20 protein-coding genes are annotated in these 21,922 nt (G+C 74.3%); 2 read left to right on the forward strand and 18 right to left on the reverse strand.

What is annotated here, in order from left to right; all coding sequences use genetic code 11:
• The first annotated feature begins 80 nt into the window (after positions 1-80).
• Positions 81-920, forward strand: a complete 840-nt coding sequence (locus ABIB53_RS11065; protein ID WP_354588184.1) for an alpha/beta fold hydrolase — start codon at positions 81-83, stop codon at positions 918-920.
• 6 nt (positions 921-926) lie between these two features.
• On the opposite strand, the gene ABIB53_RS11070 is transcribed toward ABIB53_RS11065, so the two are convergent.
• From ABIB53_RS11070 to aspS, 3 genes are read right to left on the reverse strand one after another with little or no spacing between them, the layout of a single operon-like run.
• Complete coding sequence (locus ABIB53_RS11070) at positions 927-1,601, reverse strand: thiopurine S-methyltransferase (protein WP_354588185.1); 675 nt, start codon at positions 1,599-1,601, stop codon at positions 927-929.
• Between the two features lie 4 nt (positions 1,602-1,605).
• Complete coding sequence (locus ABIB53_RS11075; protein ID WP_354588186.1) at positions 1,606-2,229, reverse strand: HAD family hydrolase; 624 nt, start codon at positions 2,227-2,229, stop codon at positions 1,606-1,608.
• On the reverse strand, positions 2,226-4,049 hold the full coding sequence (gene aspS / locus ABIB53_RS11080) for an aspartate--tRNA ligase (protein ID WP_201468288.1): 1,824 nt from the start codon (positions 4,047-4,049) through the stop codon (positions 2,226-2,228). Before aspS ends, ABIB53_RS11075 begins: the two co-directional genes overlap by 4 nt.
• Before the next feature lie 169 nt (positions 4,050-4,218).
• On the opposite strand from aspS, the gene ABIB53_RS11085 reads away from it, so the two are divergent.
• A complete protein-coding gene (locus tag ABIB53_RS11085; RefSeq protein ID WP_354588187.1) occupies positions 4,219-5,763 on the forward strand; it encodes a hypothetical protein in 1,545 nt (514 codons plus the stop codon).
• A gap of 24 nt (positions 5,764-5,787) precedes the next feature.
• Here ABIB53_RS11085 and ABIB53_RS11090 read toward each other — a convergent pair whose 3' ends face one another.
• The 15 genes from ABIB53_RS11090 to ABIB53_RS11160 all read right to left on the reverse strand — a co-directional run bounded on the left by ABIB53_RS11090 (position 5,788) and on the right by ABIB53_RS11160 (position 21,384).
• The gene (locus tag ABIB53_RS11090; protein WP_123091604.1) at positions 5,788-6,288 is read right to left on the reverse strand and encodes a PadR family transcriptional regulator; all 501 of its coding nucleotides are present in this window, start codon (positions 6,286-6,288) and stop codon (positions 5,788-5,790) included.
• A gap of 77 nt (positions 6,289-6,365) precedes the next feature.
• Positions 6,366-6,821 carry a YchJ family protein gene (locus ABIB53_RS11095; protein ID WP_354588188.1) on the reverse strand — a complete coding sequence of 152 codons (456 nt, stop codon included), beginning with the start codon at positions 6,819-6,821 and terminating at the stop codon, positions 6,366-6,368.
• On the reverse strand, positions 6,794-7,438 hold the full coding sequence (locus ABIB53_RS11100; RefSeq protein ID WP_191681314.1) for an NUDIX domain-containing protein: 645 nt from the start codon (positions 7,436-7,438) through the stop codon (positions 6,794-6,796). Before ABIB53_RS11100 ends, ABIB53_RS11095 begins: the two co-directional genes overlap by 28 nt.
• Complete coding sequence (gene pyrG, locus ABIB53_RS11105) at positions 7,435-9,168, reverse strand: CTP synthase (protein WP_068276301.1); 1,734 nt, start codon at positions 9,166-9,168, stop codon at positions 7,435-7,437. Before pyrG ends, ABIB53_RS11100 begins: the two co-directional genes overlap by 4 nt.
• A gap of 11 nt (positions 9,169-9,179) precedes the next feature.
• Complete coding sequence (locus ABIB53_RS11110) at positions 9,180-10,304, reverse strand: glycosyltransferase family 4 protein (RefSeq protein WP_354588189.1); 1,125 nt, start codon at positions 10,302-10,304, stop codon at positions 9,180-9,182.
• The gene (locus ABIB53_RS11115; protein ID WP_163562363.1) at positions 10,301-11,890 is read right to left on the reverse strand and encodes a lipid II flippase MurJ; all 1,590 of its coding nucleotides are present in this window, start codon (positions 11,888-11,890) and stop codon (positions 10,301-10,303) included. The genes ABIB53_RS11110 and ABIB53_RS11115 overlap by 4 nt, the downstream gene beginning before the upstream one ends.
• The gene (locus tag ABIB53_RS11120; RefSeq protein WP_354588190.1) at positions 11,887-12,738 is read right to left on the reverse strand and encodes a hypothetical protein; all 852 of its coding nucleotides are present in this window, start codon (positions 12,736-12,738) and stop codon (positions 11,887-11,889) included. Before ABIB53_RS11120 ends, ABIB53_RS11115 begins: the two co-directional genes overlap by 4 nt.
• Complete coding sequence (locus tag ABIB53_RS11125; RefSeq protein ID WP_123091599.1) at positions 12,735-13,700, reverse strand: copper transporter; 966 nt, start codon at positions 13,698-13,700, stop codon at positions 12,735-12,737. The genes ABIB53_RS11120 and ABIB53_RS11125 overlap by 4 nt, the downstream gene beginning before the upstream one ends.
• Entirely contained in the window at positions 13,697-14,881 is a 1,185-nt protein-coding gene (gene steA, locus ABIB53_RS11130) for a putative cytokinetic ring protein SteA (RefSeq protein ID WP_354588191.1), read from the reverse strand. Before steA ends, ABIB53_RS11125 begins: the two co-directional genes overlap by 4 nt.
• 71 nt (positions 14,882-14,952) lie before the next feature.
• On the reverse strand, positions 14,953-16,698 hold the full coding sequence (gene recN / locus ABIB53_RS11135) for a DNA repair protein RecN (RefSeq protein WP_354588192.1): 1,746 nt from the start codon (positions 16,696-16,698) through the stop codon (positions 14,953-14,955).
• Complete coding sequence (locus tag ABIB53_RS11140) at positions 16,695-17,609, reverse strand: NAD kinase (RefSeq protein ID WP_068276314.1); 915 nt, start codon at positions 17,607-17,609, stop codon at positions 16,695-16,697. Before ABIB53_RS11140 ends, recN begins: the two co-directional genes overlap by 4 nt.
• Positions 17,606-18,457, reverse strand: a complete 852-nt coding sequence (locus tag ABIB53_RS11145; protein ID WP_354588193.1) for a TlyA family RNA methyltransferase — start codon at positions 18,455-18,457, stop codon at positions 17,606-17,608. Before ABIB53_RS11145 ends, ABIB53_RS11140 begins: the two co-directional genes overlap by 4 nt.
• A complete protein-coding gene (locus ABIB53_RS11150; protein WP_354588194.1) occupies positions 18,450-18,665 on the reverse strand; it encodes a hypothetical protein in 216 nt (71 codons plus the stop codon). The genes ABIB53_RS11145 and ABIB53_RS11150 overlap by 8 nt, the downstream gene beginning before the upstream one ends.
• 971 nt (positions 18,666-19,636) lie before the next feature.
• On the reverse strand, positions 19,637-20,644 hold the full coding sequence (locus ABIB53_RS11155) for an HAD-IIA family hydrolase (protein WP_354588195.1): 1,008 nt from the start codon (positions 20,642-20,644) through the stop codon (positions 19,637-19,639).
• Positions 20,641-21,384: a tetratricopeptide repeat protein gene (locus ABIB53_RS11160; protein WP_191563667.1), complete on the reverse strand. Its 744-nt coding sequence runs from the start codon at positions 21,382-21,384 to the stop codon at positions 20,641-20,643. The genes ABIB53_RS11155 and ABIB53_RS11160 overlap by 4 nt, the downstream gene beginning before the upstream one ends.
• Positions 21,385-21,922: the final 538 nt, after the last annotated feature.

Raw genomic sequence — 21,922 nt, forward strand, 5'->3', positions numbered from 1 at the left:
CCGCCCATCCACGGGCAGGGTCGGCGCCGAACTAGCGTCGTCAGAGCACAGCCCCGCACCCCCTGCCTAGGAGCACCTGCATGCCCGACATCACCGTCGACAAGCGCACGATCCGCCCCGACGTCTCCGTGCACGTCGAGGACACCGGAGGGACCGGCCGGCCCGTCGTCCTCATCCACGGCTGGCCCCTCTCCGGAGCCTCCTGGTCGGAGCAGGTCCCCGCGCTCACCTCGGCCGGGTACCGCGTCATCACCTACGACCGCCGCGGCTTCGGGCAGGCCGACAAGCCCAAGACCGGCTACGACTACGACACGCTCGCGGGCGACCTCGACGCGCTGCTCACCGAGCTGGACCTGCGTGACGTCACCCTCGTCGGCTTCTCCATGGGCGGTGGCGAGGTCGCCCGCTACGTCGCCAACCACGGCGAGGAGCGGCTGCGCAGCGTCGTCTTCGCGGCGGCGGTGCCCCCGATGATGATGAAGACCCCGGGCAACCCCGACGGGCCGCTCGAGCCCGCCGAGGCGGCGAAGATGACCGCCGCGCTCACGGCTGACAAGGACGCCTTCTTCGACCAGTTCACCACCGACTTCTTCTCGGTCGACGGCGAGCTCAAGGTCACCGAGGAGCAGCGCCAGGAGGCGATCACCCTGTGCCAGCAGGCCGGCAAGATCGCCGCGCTCGAGGCGATGCAGTCCTTCGGCATCAGCGACTTCCGCGAGGACCTGCCCAAGGTCACGGTGCCGACCCTCGTCGTCCATGGCGACGGCGACGGCACCGTCCCCTTCGAGGGCTCCGGCGCCCGCACCCACACGGCGATCCCCCACAGCGAGCTGCACGTCATCAGCGGCGGGCCGCACGGCATCAACGTCTCGCACGCCGACGAGCTCAACCGCGTCCTCGTGGACTTCCTCTCGCGCTGACGCGTGTCAGCCCCGCCGGGGGCGAAGGGCGGTCGCGACCTCCTCGACACCGCGCACCCCCGCCTCGACGAGGCGGGAGGAGCCGCCGCGGGCGGCGAGGTCGACCCGCTCGAGGACCTCGACGTCATGGGTCGTGCCGAAGAGCCGCTCGACCTCCTCGACGGGCACGCTGAGCGGCGGGCCCTCGAAGGACCCCTCGTCATACTCGAAGGTGATGACGAGCATCGGCACCGGGGCGGGCAGCACCGAGCGCAGGTGCTCGGCGTACCGGTCGCGCAGCGTCTCCGGCAGCGCGACGAGGCTGGCCCGGTCGTAGACGGCGGCGACGCCCTCGACGTCGTGCGAGGTGAGCTCGAAGTGGTCGCCCTGGTAGATCGTGATCCCGGGCGCCTCGTAGACCCGCCGCTCCCCCGCCCGCGCGACCCGGGGCTCGAGGCCGCGTGCGGCGAAGAAGGAGCCGACGGCGATCTCGCTCAGCTCGGTGCCGACGACCTCGTGGCCGGCCGCGAGCAGGTGGTCGAGGTCGACGCTGCGACCGCACAGAGGCACGAGGACCCGCGAGCCCGGCGCGAGGCCGAGGGCCGGCAGGTGCTCGACGAGCAGGTCGTTCGGGCGCGGCTGGTCGAAGGCCGTGCGGCCCTCGACCCACGCCTGGCGCCAGAAGTCGAGGTCGATCTCCACCGGCTCATGCTCCCACCGCGACCAGCCCCGGCACGAGGGGCTCGAGGTCGCGTCGCAGCCCGGCGGCCCCGGTCGCGGGGTCGTGGTGCACGGCGCGGATGCCGAGCGCGGCCGCCGCCTCGACGTTCGCCACGACGTCGTCGACGAAGCCGACGTCGTGGGCGGGCACGCCGAGCGCGTCGAGCACGCGCTCGAAGAAGACCGGGTCCGGCTTGGTTACCCCGAGCAGCGAGGAGTAGAAGGAGCCGTCGACGAGCGCGTCGTAGCCCATGACCTCGCGCATGTGGCGCACGCGGTGGTCCTGCTGGTTGGTCGCCAGGTGGCAGCTCACGCCGAGCGAGCGCACCTGACCGAGCACCTCGACGGCGTCCGGGTCGAGCTCGACGCTCTCCCACATGGCGAGCAGCTCGGGCACCTCGACCGGGCGCGACCCGGTCGTGGCCTCGTGCTCGACGAGGGCGACCTCGAGCGCGGCGGCGAGGGTGGTCTCCCCGCGCAGCGCGGGCCCCTCCGCCGCGAAGACCCGGCGTGCAAGACCGGGGCCGCCGCGCTCGTCGAGCGCGGCGCCCCAGTCACGGGCCGTGTGCTGCAGGACCCCGTCGCAGTCCCATAGCAGGACCGAGATCACGACTGCGTCGGCGACACCTCGGGCGCACCGAGCGCGGCCTCGTCGCTCTCGGGGGTGGCGTCGATGCCGGCCTCGGCGCGCTGCTCCGGCGTGATCGGGGCGGGCGCGTCGGTCAGCGGGTCGTAGCCGCCGCCCGACTTCGGGAAGGCGATGACGTCGCGGATCGAGTCGGCCCCGAGGAGCAGCATGCAGATCCGGTCCCACCCGAAGGCGATGCCGCCGTGCGGAGGGGCGCCGAACTTGAAGGCCTCGAGGAGGAAGCCGAACTTCTCCTGGGCCGACTCCGCGTCCAGGCCCATGACGGAGAAGACGCGCTCCTGGACGTCGCGGCGGTGGATACGGATGGACCCGCCGCCGATCTCGTTGCCATTGCACACCATGTCGTAGGCGTAGGCGAGCGCCTCACCGGGGTTGGTGTCGAAGGTGTCGAGGTACTCCGCCTTCGGGCTGGTGAAGGCGTGGTGGACCGCGGTCCAGGCACCCCCGCCGACGGCGACGTCACCGGCGGCCACGGCCTCGCTCGCAGGCTCGAAGAGCGGCGCGTCGAGCACCCACACGAAGGCCCACGCCGACTCGTCGATGAGGCCGCAGCGCTTGCCGATCTCGACCCGGGCGGCGCCGAGCAGGGCGCGGCTGCTCTTCGGGGCACCGGCGCCGAAGAAGATCGCGTCGCCCGGGGCCGCACCGACGTGCGCCGCGAGACCGGCCTTCTCCTCCTCGGAGATGTTCTTGGCGACGGGACCGCCGAGCTCGCCGTCCTCGCCGACGGTGACGTAGGCGAGCCCCTTCGCGCCGCGCTGCTTGGCCCACTCCTGCCACGCGTCGAACTGACGACGGGGCTGGCTCGCGCCGCCGGGCATGACGACGGCACCGACGTACTCGGCCTGGAAGACCCGGAAGGGCGTGCCGGCGAAGTACTCGGTGCAGTCCGTGAGCTCCTGGCCGAAGCGCAGGTCGGGCTTGTCGCTGCCGTAGCGCGCCATCGCGTCGGCGTAGGTCATCCGGGCGAAGGGGGTGCTCAGCTCGACCCCGATCGTCGCCCAGACCGCCTTCGCCACGGCCTCGCCGAGCTCGAGGACGTCGTCCTGCTCGACGAAGCTCATCTCGATGTCGAGCTGGGTGAACTCCGGCTGGCGGTCGGCGCGGAAGTCCTCGTCGCGGTAGCAGCGTGCGATCTGGTAGTAGCGCTCCATCCCGGCGACCATGAGCAGCTGCTTGAAGAGCTGCGGGCTCTGGGGCAGCGCGTACCACTCGCCGGGCGCGAGGCGCGCGGGGACGAGGAAGTCGCGGGCGCCCTCGGGCGTGGAGCGGGTGAGCGTCGGGGTCTCGATCTCGACGAAGTCACGCTCGGCGAGGACCGAGCGAGCCGCGGCGTTGACCTTGCTGCGCAGGCGCAGACCGGCGCCGGCCGAGGTCGCGCCCGGGCGGCGCAGGTCGAGGTAGCGGTGCTTGAGGCGCGCCTCCTCGCCGACGGTGACGCGCTCGTCGATCTGGAAGGGCAGGGGCTCGCTGGCCGAGAGGACCTCGATGGTGCTCGCGACGACGTCGACCTCGCCGGTCGGCAGACCGGGGTTGACGTCCTTGGGCTCGCGCGGGGTGACCTCGCCGACGACCTTGATGCAGTACTCGCCGCGCAGCCCGTGAGCCGCACCGGTGAGCACCTCGTCACGGGCGACGACCTGCACGACACCGCTCGCGTCACGCAGGTCGACGAAGGCGACGCCGCCGTGATCGCGGCGCCGGGCCACCCATCCGGTGAGGGTGACGGTGGTCCCGGTGTGCTCGGCGCGCAGCGTGCCGGCCTGGTGGGTGCGAAGCATGTCGTCCTTGTCGAGGCGGAGGGTCCTGACCGCGGTCGCGGGCAGCACCGGCCAGTCTACGGACAGCGCGAAGGGGTTTTCGGCCACGCCCGACCGCCCACCGCACGGGGCCGTCCCGCTGCGGCGGGGCGCCGACGCCAGGCCCCGGCCGCGTCGTTAGCGTGGGCCCGTGACCTGGCCCGACACCGCATCCCCGTCCGCCCGGCCGACCCGACGAGCCGTGCTCGGCTGGGTCGCCGGTGCCGGCGCGGTCGGCGCTGTCGGCCTCGCCGGCTGCACCTCGGTCGACCTGCCCGGTGGCTCGCCCGACGACGAGGCCGCCGCGGGAGCGGTGCCCGTCCCCGACCCGACGTGGCCCGTCGTCGCCGCCGGCGACGGGGCCGCGAGCGCGATCGCGGTGTCCGCGGCGCTCGTCGACTCCTCCCCCGCCGCCGTCGTCCTCCATCCGGACGCACCTGAGCAGGCCGTCACCGACGCAGCCGCGGCAGCGGTCGCCGCCGGGGTCCCCTGCCTCGTCGACGGCCCCGACCTCGGGGCCGAGCTCGACCGGCTCGGCGTCGAGTCGGTCCTGCGGATGGGTGCGCCGGACGAGGAGACGGGAGGGACCCCCTTCGGGCCGGCCGTGTCGTCCCGGGAGAGCGTCGACGACCTGCCCCCGGTGACCCGTGACGCCCCGCTGCGCGTCGTCGTGACGACGCCCGACGAGCCCGGCCACGCCGCTGCGCTCGCCACCGTGCGCGCGGTGCTCGGCCAGCACGAGGACAGCGAGGTCCTCGAGGCCGCCGACCCGCGCGAGGACGAGGTCATGACCACTCTGCGACGCCTCGACGACACCCCCCTCGTCGTCCTCGGGGAGGGCGACCACCTCGGCGGCGACGCGCTCGTCGTCGCCGCGGCGATGGCGGCCCGCGCCACCGAGCTGCCGACCGGCGGGGTGCTGCCGCTCGGCGGCGACCGCCGGATGATCGCGCTGTACGGCCACCCCGGCGTCCCCGGCCTCGGGCTGCTCGGCGAGCAGGACGTCGACGCCTCGGTCGAGCGGGTCACGGACCTCGTCGAGGAGTACGCCCAGACGACGGGCGACACCTTCCTGCCGGCCTTCGAGATCATCGCGACGATCGCCGACTCCTCCCCCGGTGCCGACGGCGACTACTCCTCCGAGGGCGACCCGTCGACCTACCGGCCCTGGGTCGACGCGGCTCACGACGACGGGGTCTACGTCCTGCTCGACCTCCAGAGCGGGCGGGCCGACTTCCTCAGCCAGGCGAAGCGCTACGAGGAGCTGCTCCTCGAGCCGCACGTCGGTCTCGCCCTCGACCCCGAGTGGCGCCTCGAGCCCGGGCAGCGCCCGCTCGAGCAGATCGGGCACGTCGAGGTCGACGAGGTCGAGGAGGTCGCCGACTGGCTGGCCGAGCTCGTGCGCGAGCACGACCTGCCGCAGAAGGTCTTCATGCTCCACCAGTTCCAGCTGCAGATGCTGCGCGACCGCGACCAGCTGCGCACCGACCGCCCGGAGCTCGTCACCGTCGTGCACGCCGACGGGCACGGCACCCCCGAGCTCAAGCAGCAGACGTGGGACGCCGTGCGGGCCGACCTGCCCGACGGGGTCGAGCTGGGGTGGAAGAACTTCATCGACGAGGACACCCCGACCTTCACCCCGCGGCAGACGATGCTCGACGTGCGACCGCGCCCCCGCTTCGTGTCGTACCAGTAGGCCCGCTCGACTCCTGACGCGTGCTCACGCGTCGGCGATGAGCCCGCTCCAGAAGTCGACCTGCATCCGCTCGAAGGCCAGCCCGAAGCGCAGCGTGCGACGCGGCCCGGGGTCGAGCCCCTCGGCCTGGCCGGCGATCTCCTCGTACCGGGCGAGCAGCTCCTCGTGGGCGGTGAGCTGCTGGCGGGCCAGACGCTCCGGGTCGGCCTCGAAGTACAGCTTGAGCAGCGCGATGTCGCGCGCCTCGACCTGGGTGTCGACGCCGCTGTCCGCCCAGTCGCGCAGCGCCGCCTGCCCCTCGGGCGTCACGGTGAGCAGCCGGCGGCGGCGGCCGTGCTCCTCCTGCTGCTCGTCGAGGTAGCCCACGGACACGAGCCGCGTGCACTGCACGTAGATCTGCGTGTGCGGCAGGGCGAAGAACGCATTGGTGTGCTGCGCCGCCTGCTTGACGTCATAGGGGGTCGCCTCGCCCAGTCGGTCGATCAGACCCAGGACGAGGTATCCCGCGGTCGAGACCTTCTCCACGCCGTCAGCCTAGGACGGGTGATCCCCTCCGGACGGGGGTTTGGACGAAGTCGAGACGACCCGTGACGAGGGAGCTGTCAGACCTCGTCCGAGAGCGCCCCGACGTACACCCATCGCCCGCCACGGCGGGCGAAGTCCGAGCGCTCGACGAGCTCGCCGTCCTGGCGGTGCTCCCCCTCGCCGGTCGTCCACCGGGCGACGAAGGCGACGACCCCGCGGTCGTCCTGCGCCCCGCCGTCCTCGGTCTGCGTCACCTCGAGGCCGACCCAGCGCAGACCAGGACCGGGCTCGACGACCTCGGGGCGGGTCCGGGGGTGCCAGGTCCGCCACAGGTGGTCGCCGGCCCGCTGGTCACCCTGCTGCAGCAGGGCGTAGGCGGTGTAACGCGAGCGCATGAGCGCCTCGGCGGTGTCCGCGGGCGTCCCGTCGAGGACGGGGCCGCAGTGCTCGACGAAGGGGGTGCCCGCCCCGCACGGGCAGGCCTGGGCCTGGTCCGCGGCCGGGGTCATCGGCGGCCCGGGTGCTCCGGCCACGGGCTGTCGGCCGGGCGCAGCCCGCTCCAGCCCTGGGCCCGCTGCGCATGGGCCGCGAGGACGGCGATCATGAGGGTCGAGTTGTGCACCGTGCCCGCGAGGACCGCGGCGTGGACCTCGTCGAGGTCGACGCGGCGCACGACGAGGTGGGCCTCCTCGTGCTCGCGCTCGAAGCGCTCGGCCTCGGGCACCGGTCGCAGACCGCGCGCGAGGTAGATGCGGATCGCCTCGCTCATGCCGCCGGGCGAGGTCCACAGGTCGGTGAGCACCGCCCACTCGTCGGCGACGAGGTCGACCTCCTCGGCGAGCTCTCGGCGCGCGCCGACGACGGGGTCCTCGTCGGCGACGTCGAGCAGCCCGGCGGGGATCTCCCAGTCCAGCGCGGCGACGGGGTGGCGGTACTGACGGATGAGGACGACCTGGTCGTCGTCGTCGAGGGCGAGCACGGCGACCGCGCCCGGGTGGTCGACGACCTCCCGGGTCAGCTCCTGGCCCTCGTAGACGAAGGTGTCGGCCCGCACGTCCCACACGGCGCCGTCGTGCAGCACCTCGCTGCGCCGGACGTCGGGCGTGACGAGCTCGTCGTGCAGGCCGGGGCCCGCGCCGTCCGTGCTCACGCGGGGGTGACCTCGACGTCGTCCTCGCGGGTGGCGTCCTCGTCGCGACGGGGGCGCTCGACCTCGACGAGGCGCGCGTCGCGCTGCGCCTGGACGGCGGCGCCGACGAGCCCGGCGAAGAGCGGGTGCGCGGCGTCGGGACGGGACTTGAACTCGGGGTGCGCCTGGGTCGCGACGTAGTACGGGTGCACCGAGGTCGGCAGCTCGACGAACTCGACGAGACCGAGCTCGGGGTGCGTGCCGCTGACGACGAGACCGGCCTGCGTCAGCTGGTCGACGTACTCGTTGTTGACCTCGTAGCGGTGACGGTGGCGCTCGGTGACCGACGTGGCGCCGTAGGCGGTCGCCGCGACCGAGCCCTCGAGCAGCTGCGCCGGGTAGGAGCCCAGGCGCATCGTGCCGCCGAGGTCGCCCGCGCCCTCGACGAAGCTCTTCTGCTCCTCCATCGTCGACACGACGGGAGCCGGGGTGCCGGGGTCGAACTCCGTCGAGCTCGCGCCCTCGATGCCGGCGACGTCGCGGGCGTACTCGATGACCATGCACTGCAGGCCCAGGCAGATGCCGAGCGTGGGCACCTGCTGCTCGCGGGCCCAGCGCAGTGCGCCGAGCTTGCCCTCGATGCCGCGCACGCCGAAGCCGCCGGGCACGAGGACGGCGTCGACCCCGCCGAGCGCCTGCTGGGCACCCGCCGGCGTCTGGCAGGTGTCGGAGGCGACCCAGCGGATCGAGACCCGCGCGTCGTGGTGGAAGCCGCCGGCGCGCAGCGCCTCGGTCACCGACAGGTAGGCGTCGGGCAGGTCGACGTACTTGCCGACGAGGGCGACCTCGACCTCGTGCTCGGGCTCGTGGACGCGGCGCAGGAGCAGGTCCCACGACGCCCAGTCGACGTCCTTGAAGGGCAGGCTGAGCCGGCGGATGACGTAGGTGTCGAGCTGCTCCGCGTGCAGGACCTTCGGGATGTCGTAGATGCTCGGCGCGTCGATGCACGCGGCGACGGCATCGGTGTCGACGTCGCACATGAGCGAGATCTTGCGCTTGATGTCGGCGGGGATCTCGCGGTCGGCGCGCAGCACGAGGGCGTCCGGCTGGACGCCGACCTGGCGCAGCGCGGCGACGGAGTGCTGGGTGGGCTTGGTCTTCAGCTCGCCGCTCGGCGCGAGGTAGGGCACGAGCGAGACGTGGAGGAAGAAGGAGTTGTCGCGCCCGATCTCGTGGCGCACCTGGCGCGCGGCCTCGAGGAAGGGCAACGACTCGATGTCGCCGACGGTGCCGCCGATCTCGGTGATGATGATGTCGGGCGCGTCGACGTCGGAGATCCCCGGGCTGCCGGCCGCCGCGGCCCGCATCCGGTCCTTGATCTCGTTGGTGATGTGCGGGATGACCTGCACGGTGTCACCGAGGTACTCGCCGCGACGCTCACGGGCGATGACGCGGTTGTAGACCTGCCCCGTCGTGACGTTGGCGCTGCCGAGCAGGTCGACGCCGAGGAAGCGCTCGTAGTGGCCGATGTCGAGGTCGCACTCCGCACCGTCCTCGGTGACGAAGACCTCGCCGTGCTGGAAGGGGTTCATCGTCCCCGGGTCCACGTTGAGGTAGGGGTCGAGCTTCTGCATCGTCACGCTCAGACCGCGAGCGCGGAGCAGATGTCCCAGGCTTGACGCCGTCAGACCCTTGCCGAGGGAGGAGGCTACGCCTCCGGTCACGAAGATGTGCTTGGTGAGTGCCGCCACGGGCTTCCACCTTACGGCACGTCCGGGCCGCCCTCGTACCAGGTGTGCCAGCGGGCCGCCCGCTCGTGCGTGCTCGGCCACGTGCGCGCCCGCTCGCGTCCCCGCTCCCCGGCCTCACGCCGGGCCTGCGTGTCTCGCAGCAGGTCCCGGACGCGGGCGGCGAGCGCGTCGACGTCGCCGACGGGGGCGAGCGCACCGACCCCCTCGACGAGACCGGGCAGCCCCCCGGTCCGGGTGGCGACGACGGGCAGACCGGCCGCCATCGCCTCCTGCACGACGAGCGCCCGCGCCTCCCACTCGCTCGTGAGGAGGAAGAGGTCGGCGGCGAGCAGCCAGCCGACGACGGAGTCGCTCGGCCCGAGGAGGTGGACGTCGGGTCCGGCCGTGGACACGAGGCGACGGCGCAGGTCGTCGTCGCCCCCTCCGACGACGACGAAGGGGGACCCTCTCCCCTCCCCGGACCCGAGCGCGACGAGGTCGGCGACGGCGAGGACGTCCTCGAGCCGCTTCTGCGGCGCGACGCGGGCGACGGTGAGCACGACGGGTCGGTCGACAGGAAGGTCGTGGGCACGCAGGAACGCGTCACGACGGGCGGCCCGCCACTGCTCTCGGTCGGTGGCGAGGAGGCCCGGCACGAGAGGCGAGGGCACCTCGTCGATCGCGGCACGCCGGGCGCCGAGCTGCTCGGCGAGGTCGACGAGGTCGGTGGACGCCCCGGTGACGAGGTCGGCGCGTGAGAGAGCGGTCCGTACCGCCAGGGTGCCGAGCCGGTGCCGGGCGGAGCGCGGGTCGCCCCGCAGCTCGTTGTGCAGGCTCGTGGCCAGCCGCGGCCTGGCACGGCCGACCCCCGCGAGCAGTGCGGCCGCGACGACGCCCGCCTGGTGGCCGTGGGCATGGACGGCGTCGGCACCTGCGAGCAGCCGGCGCACGGCCGTCGTGCTCTCGACGGTGGGGCCCGCGCCCGTCCGGCCGGGCCACCACGGCACGGCACCGGGCAGCTCGAAGGCCGCGTGGGTGCTTCCGGGAGCCACGACCCGCACGTCATCGCCCAGGGCGAGGAGCTCGGCGGCGAGCGAGCGCACGTGCGCCCCGATGCCCCCGGCGCTGCGGCCGAGCACGAGGACGACCCGGCTCACGGGCGCCTCCTCACGGCCTCGCGCAGCGTGGGGTCGACCGCGAGGGCCAGCGCCGCGCACACGGCGGCGCAGACGACGCCCAGGCCCGCCGCGGCCCCGACCTGGGCGGCGCCGGTCAGGTCCGCTCGCACGAGCGCCAGCGCGCACACGCCGCCGAGCACGACACCGGCGGCGACGGCACCGGTCAGCCGCAGCAGGCCGCTCGTGCTCTCCTCGCCCCACGCCCGCCGTACCCCGTGGAGGAGCAGCGCGGCCGACAGGGTCATGCCGACGGCAGACGACGCGCCGATGACGGTGAGGGTCTCGGCCGGTCCGTCGGCACGGCTGAGCCACAGCGCGGGCACGACGGCGAGCACGGCCCACCCGGCGGCGACCGACCAGCCGGCGCGCCGGGCGCTGCCGCGCACGAGGAGGGCCCGCAGGGCGAGCGCGACGAGGCTGAAGCCGACGAGACCGACCGCGGTCGTCGCGAGGGCCTGGGGCATCGCCTCGAGCGGCGCGCGACCCGGCTCGCCCCGGCCGGCGCTGCGGTCGAGCATGCCGAAGACCGTGCCGACCCCGGGGGCGCCGGCGACGAGCGCGGCCGCGGCGGCCCCGGACAGCGCGAGGACGACGCGCAGCGCGCGGTTGAGCGTGCGCGCCGCCCCCTCGCCCTCCGGGTCGCCGGCGAGACGGGCGAAGGCCGTGGTGGCGACCGGCACGGCGAGCACGGCGTAGGGCAGGAGGTAGACGGTCTGCGCGTACTGGTGCACGACGAAGGTGCCGTCACCGCCCGAGCGGTTCGCGACGCGCAGGACGGCGAGGAGGGCGAGCTGCTGGGCGACGAGCCCGACGAGCCCGGCACCGGCGAGCTGGCGGGCCCGCGTGCGGTCCTGCGGGGTGAGCGCCCAGCGCGGCCGCAGCCTGATCCCGGCGCGGGCGGCGACGACGAGCAGCGGCAGCGACAGGGCGACCACGCCGAGGGTCGTCCCGATGCCGAGGACCAGCCATCCGGCAGTGGGCAGGACCGCGGTGTCCGCCGGGGTGCTCTCGACACCCCAGGCGTAGGCGAGATAGGTCCCGATGACGACGAGGCTGGACAGCAGCGGCGCGAGCGCGGCGGCGAGGAGGCGCTCGTGCGCCTGGAGCACACCGGCGACGACGACGCCGATGCCGTAGAGCACGACCTGGGGGCTGAAGAGGACGAGCAGCCGGGTGCCGAGCTCGGCGGCCCCGGGCGCCTCGACCCCGTCGAGCAGGACCCTGCTCAGCCACGGCGCGCCGAGCGCGAGGACGAGCGTGACGGGCAGGAGCAGCACGACGGCGAGCGTCAGCAGGCTCGAGCCGACCTCGTCGGCCCGACCGGTGCGTCGGGCGGAGGCGACGAGCGGCACGACGACCGCGGCGAGGACGCCCCCGGCGACGACCTCGTAGACGAGGTTCGGCACGGCGTTGACGCTCTGGTAGACGGTGCCGACGCCGGAGGCCCCGACGGCCAGGGCGAAGGCCACCCAGCGCAGCAGGCCGGCCACGCGAGCGGCGACGGTGACGAGGGCGACCTGCGAGGCGGTGCGCCGCAGCCCCGGGGCGGTCCTCACCTCGGTCACGGCGTGACCGGTGTGACCGGTGCAGGGGTGGGGCGCCCCCACGCGTCGAGCGCCCGCAGCGCGGGCGTGCGGTCGATGACCCGGCTGAAGCTCACCCGCTCCGAGGCCAGGGTGAGCGCCGTCACCGCGGCGAGCACACCGGCGCGTCCGGCGAGCGGCAGCGAGCGCACGAGACCCTGGCCGACGAGGGCGCCGGCGGCGTTCGCGCCGCAGTCACCGAGCATCGAGCGACCCGCGAGGTCCCCCGGCAGCGCTGCGGCCGTCGCGGCGAGACCGGCGACGAGGGCGGGCCGGGCACGGCCCGGAGCGGCGACGAGCAGCGGCGCCCCGATCAGCGCCGCGACCTTGAGCGCCCGGCCGGGGCGCAGGTCGAAGAGGTTGAGGAGGTTCGCGGTGCCCGCGACGACGCCGGCGTCGACGACGAGAGCCGGCAGCCGCGAGGTGAGCGGGGCGTCGTGGTCGTGCTCGACGACCGCGACGACGAGGGCGGTCGCGCCGAGGACGGCGACCTTGACCGCACCGCTCGTGACCCGGCCGCGCCGCAGCGCGCCGAGGTGACCTCGGATCCCCTTCGTCGAGCGGTCGCCCATGAGGTCGTCGACCAGGCCCACCGCACCGGGCACGGCGACGGCGGCCGCGGCCACCGGGTCGGCGGCGAGGAGGGCGCCGAGGGCGACCCCGCCGACCCACGCGGGGCCCTGCGCCAGGGTGACCGGGTCACCCGCGAAGTTCGTGCGGCCGAGCGCGCGTCGCACTCGGGCCGGACCGCGCTCGACCGCGCGCAGCATCCCGTGCACCCCCAGCACCGCCGCCCCGGCGGGCAGGGCCAGGGAGCACAGGTCGGTCACGGGGCCTCCGGGATGGCGGCGCTGGCGTCGTCGGCGAGGCCGTAGTGGCCCGCGTCGCCGCGGGTCTGCTCGTCGAGGCCGAGGACGACGTCGGCGCGACCCACGGCGCTCTCCGGGGTGTCGACGGTGCTCAGCCCCTCGCTGAGACCGCTGTCGGCGCGTGCGACGGTGACCGGCGAGGCGTCGCCGGAGCCGTAGGTCACCGGACCGGACGTGAGGACCGCCCCCGCGGAGCGGGCGTCGAGCGCTGCAGCGAGCTCGACCCACCGGGTCGCCGAGGCGGTGGCTGCGGGATCGGCGTCGGCCGGGGAGTCCTGGGGGTCGCCCGCCACCGGACCGGCGACGACGAGGACGACGTCGGCGGCCGAGGTCGGGGCGTCGCCGCTCACGAGACCGGCGTCGGAGAGCCGCTCGAAGGCGTCGGTGCGCTGGCTGTCGGTCGGTGCGGGCATCCCGTCCTCGCCGCGACCGCCGAGCACGGCGCCGAGCGCCTCGTCCAGCCCCGCGCCGTCGGCGTCGCTGCGCCCGAGCGCGGAGAGCGCCTCGGAGGCGGCGCGCTCTCGCGAGGCCTGGGCATCCTCTCCGCCGGCGACCCAGGAGGCGGCGACGGAGACCGTCGGCTCGACGCTGGCCCCGGAGAGCTCGAGGGTCTCGCGCAGCTCGGCGACCTCGGTGTCGTCGGACTCGGGCAGGCGCACGACGGCGACGGACGTGCCGTCGAGCACACCGGAGACGAGCTGGGGCAGGACCTCCTCGCCGAAGGACTCCTGGGCCTCCCCCGTGCGCTGCTCCTGGGTCAGCTGACGACGCAGGTCGTCCTTGTCCTGGCGCAGCCGCGTGACCTCGTTGGTCAAGGTGTTGCCGATGTCGTCGTTGAGCGGCCCGGCGCCGAGCACGACGCCCATGGACAGCGCGATGAGCACGGCCGCGAGCGAGACCATGTGGTAGCGGAAGTCGATCATGTGACGATCCCCGAGAGTGCGGCCCAGAGGTCGTCCCACCAGGCACCGATGATCTGGAGCAGAGCACGCCCAGTGGGCGTGGCGGACATCGCGACGAGCACCGCGAGCAGCCCGACGAGTGCGAGCCCGACGATCGACCAGGCGGAGATCCTGCTCCGGTAGAGCCGGCTCACCCCCTTCGCGTCGATGAGCTTGCCGCCCACCCGCAGCCGGGTGAGGAAGGTGCTCGACATCCCCGCCCGCCCCTTGTCGAGGAACTCGACGAGGGTGGCGTGGGTGCCGACGGCCACGATGAGGCTGGCCCCGCAGTCGTCGGCGAGGAGCATCGCGATGTCCTCGCTCGTGCCGGTCGCGGGGAAGACGACGAAGTCCTCGACGCCGAGCTGCTCGACCCGCTCGACGCCGGGCGCGCGGCCGTCGCGGTAGGCGTGGACGACGACCTCGGCGCCGCACGTGAGCGTCGCGTCGGAGACCGAGTCCATGTCGCCGACGATCATGTCGGGGCGCAGCCCGAGCTCGAGGAGCGCGTCGGCGCCGCCGTCGACGCCGATGAGCACCGGCTTGTACTCGCGGATGTAGTGGCGCAGCGCCTGCAGGTCTTCCTTGTAGTGGTAGCCGCGGACGACGACGAGCGCGTGCCGGTCGGTGAAGTCCGTGCGCACGTCGGGGATGCCGACGCCGTCGAAGAGGAGGTCACGCTCCTTGAGCATGTACTCCATCGTGTTCTCGGCGAAGGCCTCGAGCTGGGTGGTGAGGCCGGCGCGCGCCGCGACCATCGCGTCGGCCACCCCGCCGCTCGTGAGGAGCGTGCCGGGGATCTCGACGTCACCGCAGCGCAGCACCCCGTCGACGACCTGGCCCTCCTCGCCCTCGCTCACCCGGTCGAGCACGTCGCTGCCGACGTCGTCGAGCAGCGGGATGCCGGCGTCGACGATGACCTGGGGACCGAGGTTCGGGTAGCGCCCGGTGATCGACGGCGAGGCGTTGACGACGGCTGCCGGTCGGCACGCGACGAGGGCCTCGCCGCTCACGCGGTCGATGTCCTCGTGGTCGATGACGGCGATGTCGCCGGGGCGCAGCCGCTTCGTGAGGTTCTTCGTGCGGCGGTCGACCCGCACCGTGCCGTGCAGACCGGAGGGGTCCACGTCACGGGAGCGAGATCGGTTCGGGCGCAGCGTCATCCCGGGCATCGTCCCACGAAGGGGGACCGTGCCCGTCCAGGCTCGCGCGCGCGGGGCGAGGGTGTGCGGCCTCACCCTGCGGGACGGCGGCAGGCGTCGAGCAGCTCCTCGGCGTGGCGCAGACCGGCGGAGGTGCCGGCCCCGCCCATCATCCGCGCGAGCTCGGCGAGGCGGTCCTCGCCGCTCACCTCGCTGACGTCGCTCGACGTCACCTCGCCGTCGGTCGACTTGCGCACGACGAGATGGCGGTCGGCGTGGGCGGCGACCTGGGCGAGGTGGGTGACGACGAGGACCTGGGCGTTGCGGGCCAGGGCCTGCAGGCGGGCGCCGACGTCGATCCCGGCCTTGCCGCCGACGCCGGCGTCGACCTCGTCGAAGACGAAGGTGGGCACGCTGGCGCCCGCGTCGGCGACGGCGACCTCGAGGGCGAGCATGATCCGGGAGAGCTCTCCGCCCGACGCGGCCTGGGTGACTGGGCGGGCCGGGCTGCCGGGGTTGGCGGAGAGGCGGATCTCGACGACGTCGACGCCGTGGGCGCCGACGACGACCCGATCCCCCGGCTCGAGATCGGCGGCCGGGACGCTGTCCGGCCCGTCGCCCGTCGTCGGCGTCACCGAGACCTCGACGACCGCCTGGGGCATGCCGAGGCGGCGCAGCTCCTCCTGCACGCGGGCGCCGAGCCGCTCGGCCGCGGCCGTGCGAGCCGCGGTGAGGTGGGCAGCGCGGCGGGCGACCTCGGCGGCCGCGGACTCGACCTGCTCGGCCATGCCACCGAGACGGTCGTCGGCCTGCTGCAGCTCGAGGACGCGGGCGCGGGAGCGGTCACGACGGGCGAGCACCGCGTCGACGTCGCCCCCGTAGCGCCGGGTGAGCTCGGTGAGGGCGGCCCGGCGGGTGTGCACGGCGTCGAGCCGGGCGGGGTCGACCTCGATGGAGGCCGAGTAGGAGCTGAGATCAGCGGCGACGTCGGCGACGAGCGCGCGCAGCTCGACGAGACGGTCGCGCAAGGGGGCCAGCCCGGGGTCGGCGTCGACGAGCGGGCCGAGCGACTGCTCCGCGGTGGCGAGCAGGGCGAGGGTGTCGGGTCGCTCCGGCAGCTCGCCGTCGGCGAGGGCGGCGTGGGCCCGGGCGGAGCCCAGACGCAGGTCGTCGGCGTGGGCCAGGCGCTCGCTCTCGGCGCGCAGCTCGAGGTCCTCGCCCGGGCGGGGGTCGACGGCGTCGACCTGCTCGAGCTGGTAGGTGAGGGCGTCGAGCTCCTGCGCCCGGGCCTGCTCACTCGTCGTCAGCTCGTCGAGCTCACGGCGCGCGTCGACCCAGGCCCGCCGCGCCTTCGCGAAGGCGGTCGCTGCCTCCCGCACCGGGTCGCCGCCGTAGGCGTCGAGCACCTCGCGGTGCTGGGCGCTCTGGCGCAGCCGCCACTGGTCGGCCTGGCCGTGCAGGGCGACGAGGCCCTGGGTGATCTCGCCGAGCGTGCCGACGGGCACGGTCCGCCCGCCGGCGTAGGCCCGACTGCGTCCGGTCGAGCGCAGGACACGGCTCACGGTGAGCTCGCCGTCCTCGACCGAGGCGCCGGCGTCGTCCGCGGCGCGCGCCAGCTCGGGGTCGGCGACCTCGAGGACCGCGTCGATCGCGGCCTCCTGCGCCCCGGTGCGCACGAGGGCCGCGTCGGCGCGCGAGCCGAGGAGCAGCTCGATGCTCGAGACGAGCATCGTCTTGCCGGCCCCGGTCTCACCGGTGAGCACGGTGAGCCCCGGGTGGAGCGAGACCGTCGCCTCCTCGATGACCCCGAGGTCACGGATGCGGATCTCCTCGATCACTGCGCGCTCTGCCGTCCTCGCCAGCCGGCGACGCTGAGGTCGAACTTCGCCACGAGCCGGTCGGTGAAGGGCGAGCTCGTGAGGCGGGCGAGACGCACCGGCACGCTGGAGCGGGTCACCTCGACCCGAGCGCCCGGGGGCAGGTCGACGGCCCGACGACCGTCGCACCACAGCACCCCGTGGCCCTCGGTGCCGGCGACGAGGTCGACGGCGAGGTGGGCCTGCGGGGCGAGGACGAGCGGCCGGGCGAAGAGGGCGTGGGCGCTGATCGGCACGACGAGGACGGCCTCGACGCCGGGCCACACGACCGGACCGCCGGCGCTGAAGGCGTAGGCGGTCGAGCCCGTGGGGGTCGCCATGACGACGCCGTCGCAGCCCCAGGTCGACAGCGGACGACCGTCGATCTCGACCGTGAGGGTGAGCATCCGCTCGCGCGACGCCTTCTCGACCGTCACCTCGTTGAGCGCCCAGCTGCTGCACAGCAGCTCGCCGTCGAGGGTCCCGGTGACCTCGAGGGCCATCCGCTCCTCGACGGTGTAGGCCCGTCGCACGATGTGCTCGACGGTCGCCTCGAGGTCGTCGCGCTCGGCCTCGGCGAGGAAGCCCACGTGGCCGAGGTTGACCCCGAGCAGGGGCGCCTCGCTCCCCCGGGCGATCTCGGCGCCGCGCAGGATCGTGCCGTCGCCGCCGAGGACGACGACGAGCTCGACGCCGGCCGCGCAGCCCCCGGGCTGGTCGGCATCGGCTGGCACGACGTCGTGGTCACGGCCGAGGGGTCCGTCGAGGAGCTCTCCCGTGGGCAGGGCCACCTCGATGCCCGCCTCGCGCAGGCGGTCGATGACCTGGCCGGCGATCTCGAGCGCCTCCGGCCGGCCGGGGTGGGCGACGAGGAGGATGCGGCGCGTGCTCATCGGGCTCCCTTCGTGTCGGTGCGGGTACGGGTGCCGGTGAGGGCGGCGACCTGCTCGAGCTGAGCCTGCCACGGCATGCCGACGTCGGCCCGCGCGCTCAGCCACAGCAGGTACTCGACGTTGCCCACTCCCCCGGCGATCGGGCTCTGCGCGATGCCGAGGACGCCCAGGCCGAGCTCCGCGGCGTCGGTGAGGACGCCGTGCAGGGCGTCGGCCCGTGCTCGCGGGTCGGTGACGACCCCTTGCTTGCCGAGCCGGGCGCGTCCGACCTCGAACTGCGGCTTGACGAGGAGCATCGCCTCGCCCGCGCCGTCGAGGCAGTCACGGACGGCGGGCAGGGCCAGGCGTAGGGAGATGAAGCTGAGATCGGCGACGACCCGGTCGACCCGTCCGTCGATGTCCGTGGGGACGAGGCCGCGCACGGTGGTCCCGCTGAGGTCGACGACCCGGGGGTCCGCGGCGATCTCGGGGTCGAGCTGGTCGTGCCCGACGTCGAGCGCGAGGACCTCGGTGGCACCCTGCTCGAGGAGCACCTGGGTGAAGCCCCCGGTGCACGCCCCGAGGTCGAGGCAGCGGGCCGAGGTCACCTGCCAGCCCTGCGGCCCGAAGGTGGTGAAGGCGCCCTGCAGCTTGTGCGCGGCTCGGCTCACGAGGCGCGCGTCGTCGCCCTCGACGAGGATCTCCTCGTCGGCGCGGACCCGCAGGGAGACCTTCGAGGCGGGCCGACCGGCGACGGTCACGGCGCCGCGGGCGACGAGATCAGCCGCCTGACCGCGGGATCGGGCCAGCCCCCGGGCGACGAGCGCGACGTCGAGCCGCGCGTCGGCGGGGCTCGTCGGCTCAGTCACCGATGTCGCGCAGCCGGTGCTGCAGGGTCGCGAGCACCGACTCGGCGCTCGAGAGCACCGCGTCGAGATCGGCCGGGTCGGCGGCGTCGAGCTCGGCCAGCGCCGCGTCGACGGCGGCGTCTCCCTCGCCGGGCGGGGCGACGTCGGCCGGGCTCGGCACGCCGGGCGGCCGTGGCGTCGGCGGCCCCGGCACCGGGTGCGAGCTCATGCCTGGCTGTCGGCACCCGTCGACGGGGCGGCCGACGAGGTCGTGGTCGTGGAGGTGCTGGGGGTGGACGTGCTGGGGGTGCTGGGTGCGGAGGCGGCCGTCGCGGCGGCGGACGAAGGGGGCGCGCCCGCCCCGGTCTTCGTGGTGGGGGCCGTCGACGTCGACGCCTTCGAGGAGGTGGCCTTCGTCGAGGCGGCCTTGGTCGCCGGAGCCTTCTTCGCGGGACGGTTCGCCGTGGACGTCGTCGCCGACGCCTTCGAGGCGGAGCGCTTGGCCGGGGTGGACTTCGCCGGGGTGGACTTCGCCGGGGTGGACTTCGCCGGGGTGGACTTCGCCGGGGTGGACTTCGAGGCGGTGGACTTCGAGGCGGTGGACTTCGAGGCGGTGGACTTCGAGGCGGTGGTCGCCGACGCCGGAGCCTTCTTCGCAGTGCTCTTCGTGGCAGAGCTCTTCTTCGCGGTGCTCTTCGTCGACGGCGTGGCCGGGCTGGTCGTCGTCGCAGCGCTCTTCTGGGCCGTGCTCTTCCTGGCCGTGCTCTTCTTCGGCGTCGTCGTCTTCGGCGTCGTCGTCTTCGCCGGGGTCGTCGCCGCCGCCCGAGCCCGCCGGGGGGTGCTCGAGCTCGTCGTCGTGGCGGCGCGCCGCGCCGGGGTGCGGACCGGTCGGGCCGGTCGCGCCGACCCGTCGGCACTGGCAGAGGAGGGCTCGATGCGGGTCCGCAGCGCCGCCGACGCCCCCGCGAGGTCGCCCTGCTCCTCTTCCGGCCAGCGTCGCACGGACTGCTCCCGGGACGAGGCGGCGTTGGCCTGGGCGCCCGAGACGAGCAGGCCGTCGACGAGTCGGACGACGTCGAGGGTGCGGGAGAGCACCCCGTCCGCCACCGTCAGCGAGAGGTGTACGAGCTGTCGAGCGGGATCCATCGGTCATCTCCTTCGTCGGTCGCGGCACCCGGGCGGGCACGTCGTGCGATCACGCTACCCCGCGGTACCGACGAGCTCGGCCATGGAGTCCCGGCACCACTGCTCGCTCGCTCCTGCGTCTCGAGCGGCCCAGATCGCGTCGAGCGCGGCGCGGAGCGCGTCGACCCCGTCGTCCTCGACGTGCAGCTCGCCGCCGTGGACGGCAGCCACGGCCGAGCCCCGGTGATGCCGGCCGTCCTCCACGCGTCCGTAGGGGTAGGGCTCGAGCAGGCCTCGCAGGTCCTCGACGACGTGGTCCGGCCGGGTGGACGGCCCGGCTGCAGCGGCATCGGCCCACCCATGGACACCGGTGAGGACGAGCAGACCAGCCGTACCAGCAGCCACGGCCCCGCCGAGATCTGTCTCGAGCCGGTCGCCGACAGCGAGCACCCGGTCGGGCGAGATCTCGAGGGACCGGGCAGCGATCGTGTACATCGGGGCGGCGGGCTTGCCCATCACCTCGGGCTCGACGTCGACGGCCAGACGGACGGCACCGACGAGCGAGCCGTTGCCCGGGGCGACACCGCGATCGGTGGGCAGCGTCCGGTCGACGTTCGTCGCGACCCAGCGTGCGCCGTCCTGGATCGCGTAGGCAGCCTCGGCGAGGTCCGCGGCCGTGACATCGGGACCGTAGCCCTGCACGACCGCGGCGACGTGCCGTCCTGCACGAGCCGACGGCGCCACGGGGACGAGCCCGGCAGCGGTCAGCGCGTCCGCGACCCCAGGACCCCCGACCGCGAGCACCAGGGCTCCCGGATCGAGCTCTACGGCCAGCACTCCCGCGGCGGCGGTGGAGCTCGTGACGACGGCGTCGTCCAGAGCGCTGAGCCCTAGCTCCCGCAGGTGCGCCGCGACGTCAGCCGGTGTGCGCGAGGCGTTGTTCGTCGCGTAGACGACCGGCTGGCGCAGCGACTCGAGGACGTCCACCGCGTGCGGCACGGCGACCGCGCCCTTGTAGACCACCCCGTCGAGGTCGCAGATGAGTGCGTCGTACCGCTCGACGAGGGGACGCGAGTCGGTCATGCCGGCGAGCTGTCCTCGTCGACCTCGACGCCGGCCTCGACACCGTCCTCGATGACCTGGATGCCGTCGAGCTCGTCGAGGCGCTCCGCGGCGTCGGTCTCGCCGTCGGCGTCGGCGACGGCTGCCTTGCCGAACCACTCACGAGCCTCGTCACGACGGCCGGCGTCGAGCAGGGCGTCCGCGTAGGCGTAGTAGAGACGGGCCGACCACGGGCGGGGCGGTCCGGCGAGCTTGCCCTGGAGGGCGAGCACCGCAGCCTGGGGCGCGCCCATGTCGCGACGGATGCCGGAGCCGATGATGAGCATCTCGACCTGGTCCTCCGGGCCGAGCGCACGAGCCTCCGGGGAGCGGAGCAGCTCCAGGGCTCGCTCGGGCCGTCCGAGACCACGCTCGCAGTCGACCATGAGGGGCAGGAGGTGGGAGGACCCGCTGAGCCGGCGCACCGTGCGGAACTCGGTGAGCGCACGGGCGTAGTCGCCGGAGCGGTACGCGACGAAGCCGAGGGCCTCACGAGCCGCGGGCACCCGGCCGGCACGACGCACGACCGTCTCGGCGTGCGCGAGAGCTCCGACGTAGTCCTCCTCCTCGAGGCGACGGGCCACCATGACGAGGTGCTGGGCCACCCCTTCGGCGTTCTCCTTGCTCAGGGTGCGGAGCTGACCGCGCACGGAGCGGTCGAGCTCGCCACCGGTGACGTCGTCGTCGATCGCCGGCTCGGGCCTGCGCCCCTGCTTGGGCACCAGACGAGGGCCGCTCTCCCGTGCGTCGCGGTCCGCCCCTCCGCGAGAGGGACGACCGTCGCGATCACGCTGGGCGTCACGGCCACCCGGGCGGTCTGCGCCCGTGCGGCTGTCACGACCCCGGCCCTGGTCGTCGCGTCCGCGACGATCCGAGCCCGGTCGGTCGATTCCGGGATGACCACTGCTGGGTCGACCGCTGCCAGGTCGCCCGCCTCCGGGTCGGCCGCTGCTGGGTCGACCGCCGCCGGCTCCGCGCGGCCCGCCGTCCCGATCGCCTCGACCTCGCTCGGGACCGCCTTCACGCCGCTGATCGCTCACCAGCTCACTCCTTCGTCTACCGGGGGCCCTCAGACTAGCCGTGGCCCGGACATGCAAGAAACGCCCGGCAAGACCATCGCTTCTTCGTGAAGAAGAAGGGGTCTCGCGGGGCGTTTCTTGTCCACCCCGCAATGGGGGTGGTGAATGGTTGTCCGGCTGCGTCCTACTCTCCCACACCGTCACCAGTGCAGTACCATCGGCGCTGAAGGGCTTAGCTTCC

The sequence above is a fragment of the Janibacter sp. UYMM211 genome (genome assembly GCF_040547045.1).
Taxonomy (GTDB): Bacteria; Actinomycetota; Actinomycetes; order Actinomycetales; family Dermatophilaceae; genus Marihabitans; species Marihabitans melonis.

Coding starts and splice junctions, on each gene's coding strand:
- ABIB53_RS11150 (WP_354588194.1), bottom strand. CDS start 18,665: ATGAGCTCGCACCCGGTGCCGGGGCCGCCGACGCCACGGCCGCCCGGC.
- ABIB53_RS11065 (WP_354588184.1), top strand. CDS start 81: ATGCCCGACATCACCGTCGACAAGCGCACGATCCGCCCCGACGTCTCC.
- aspS (WP_201468288.1), bottom strand. CDS start 4,049: ATGCTTCGCACCCACCAGGCCGGCACGCTGCGCGCCGAGCACACCGGG.
- steA (WP_354588191.1), bottom strand. CDS start 14,881: ATGACGCTGCGCCCGAACCGATCTCGCTCCCGTGACGTGGACCCCTCC.
- ABIB53_RS11125 (WP_123091599.1), bottom strand. CDS start 13,700: ATGATCGACTTCCGCTACCACATGGTCTCGCTCGCGGCCGTGCTCATC.
- ABIB53_RS11155 (WP_354588195.1), bottom strand. CDS start 20,644: ATGACCGACTCGCGTCCCCTCGTCGAGCGGTACGACGCACTCATCTGC.
- ABIB53_RS11140 (WP_068276314.1), bottom strand. CDS start 17,609: ATGAGCACGCGCCGCATCCTCCTCGTCGCCCACCCCGGCCGGCCGGAG.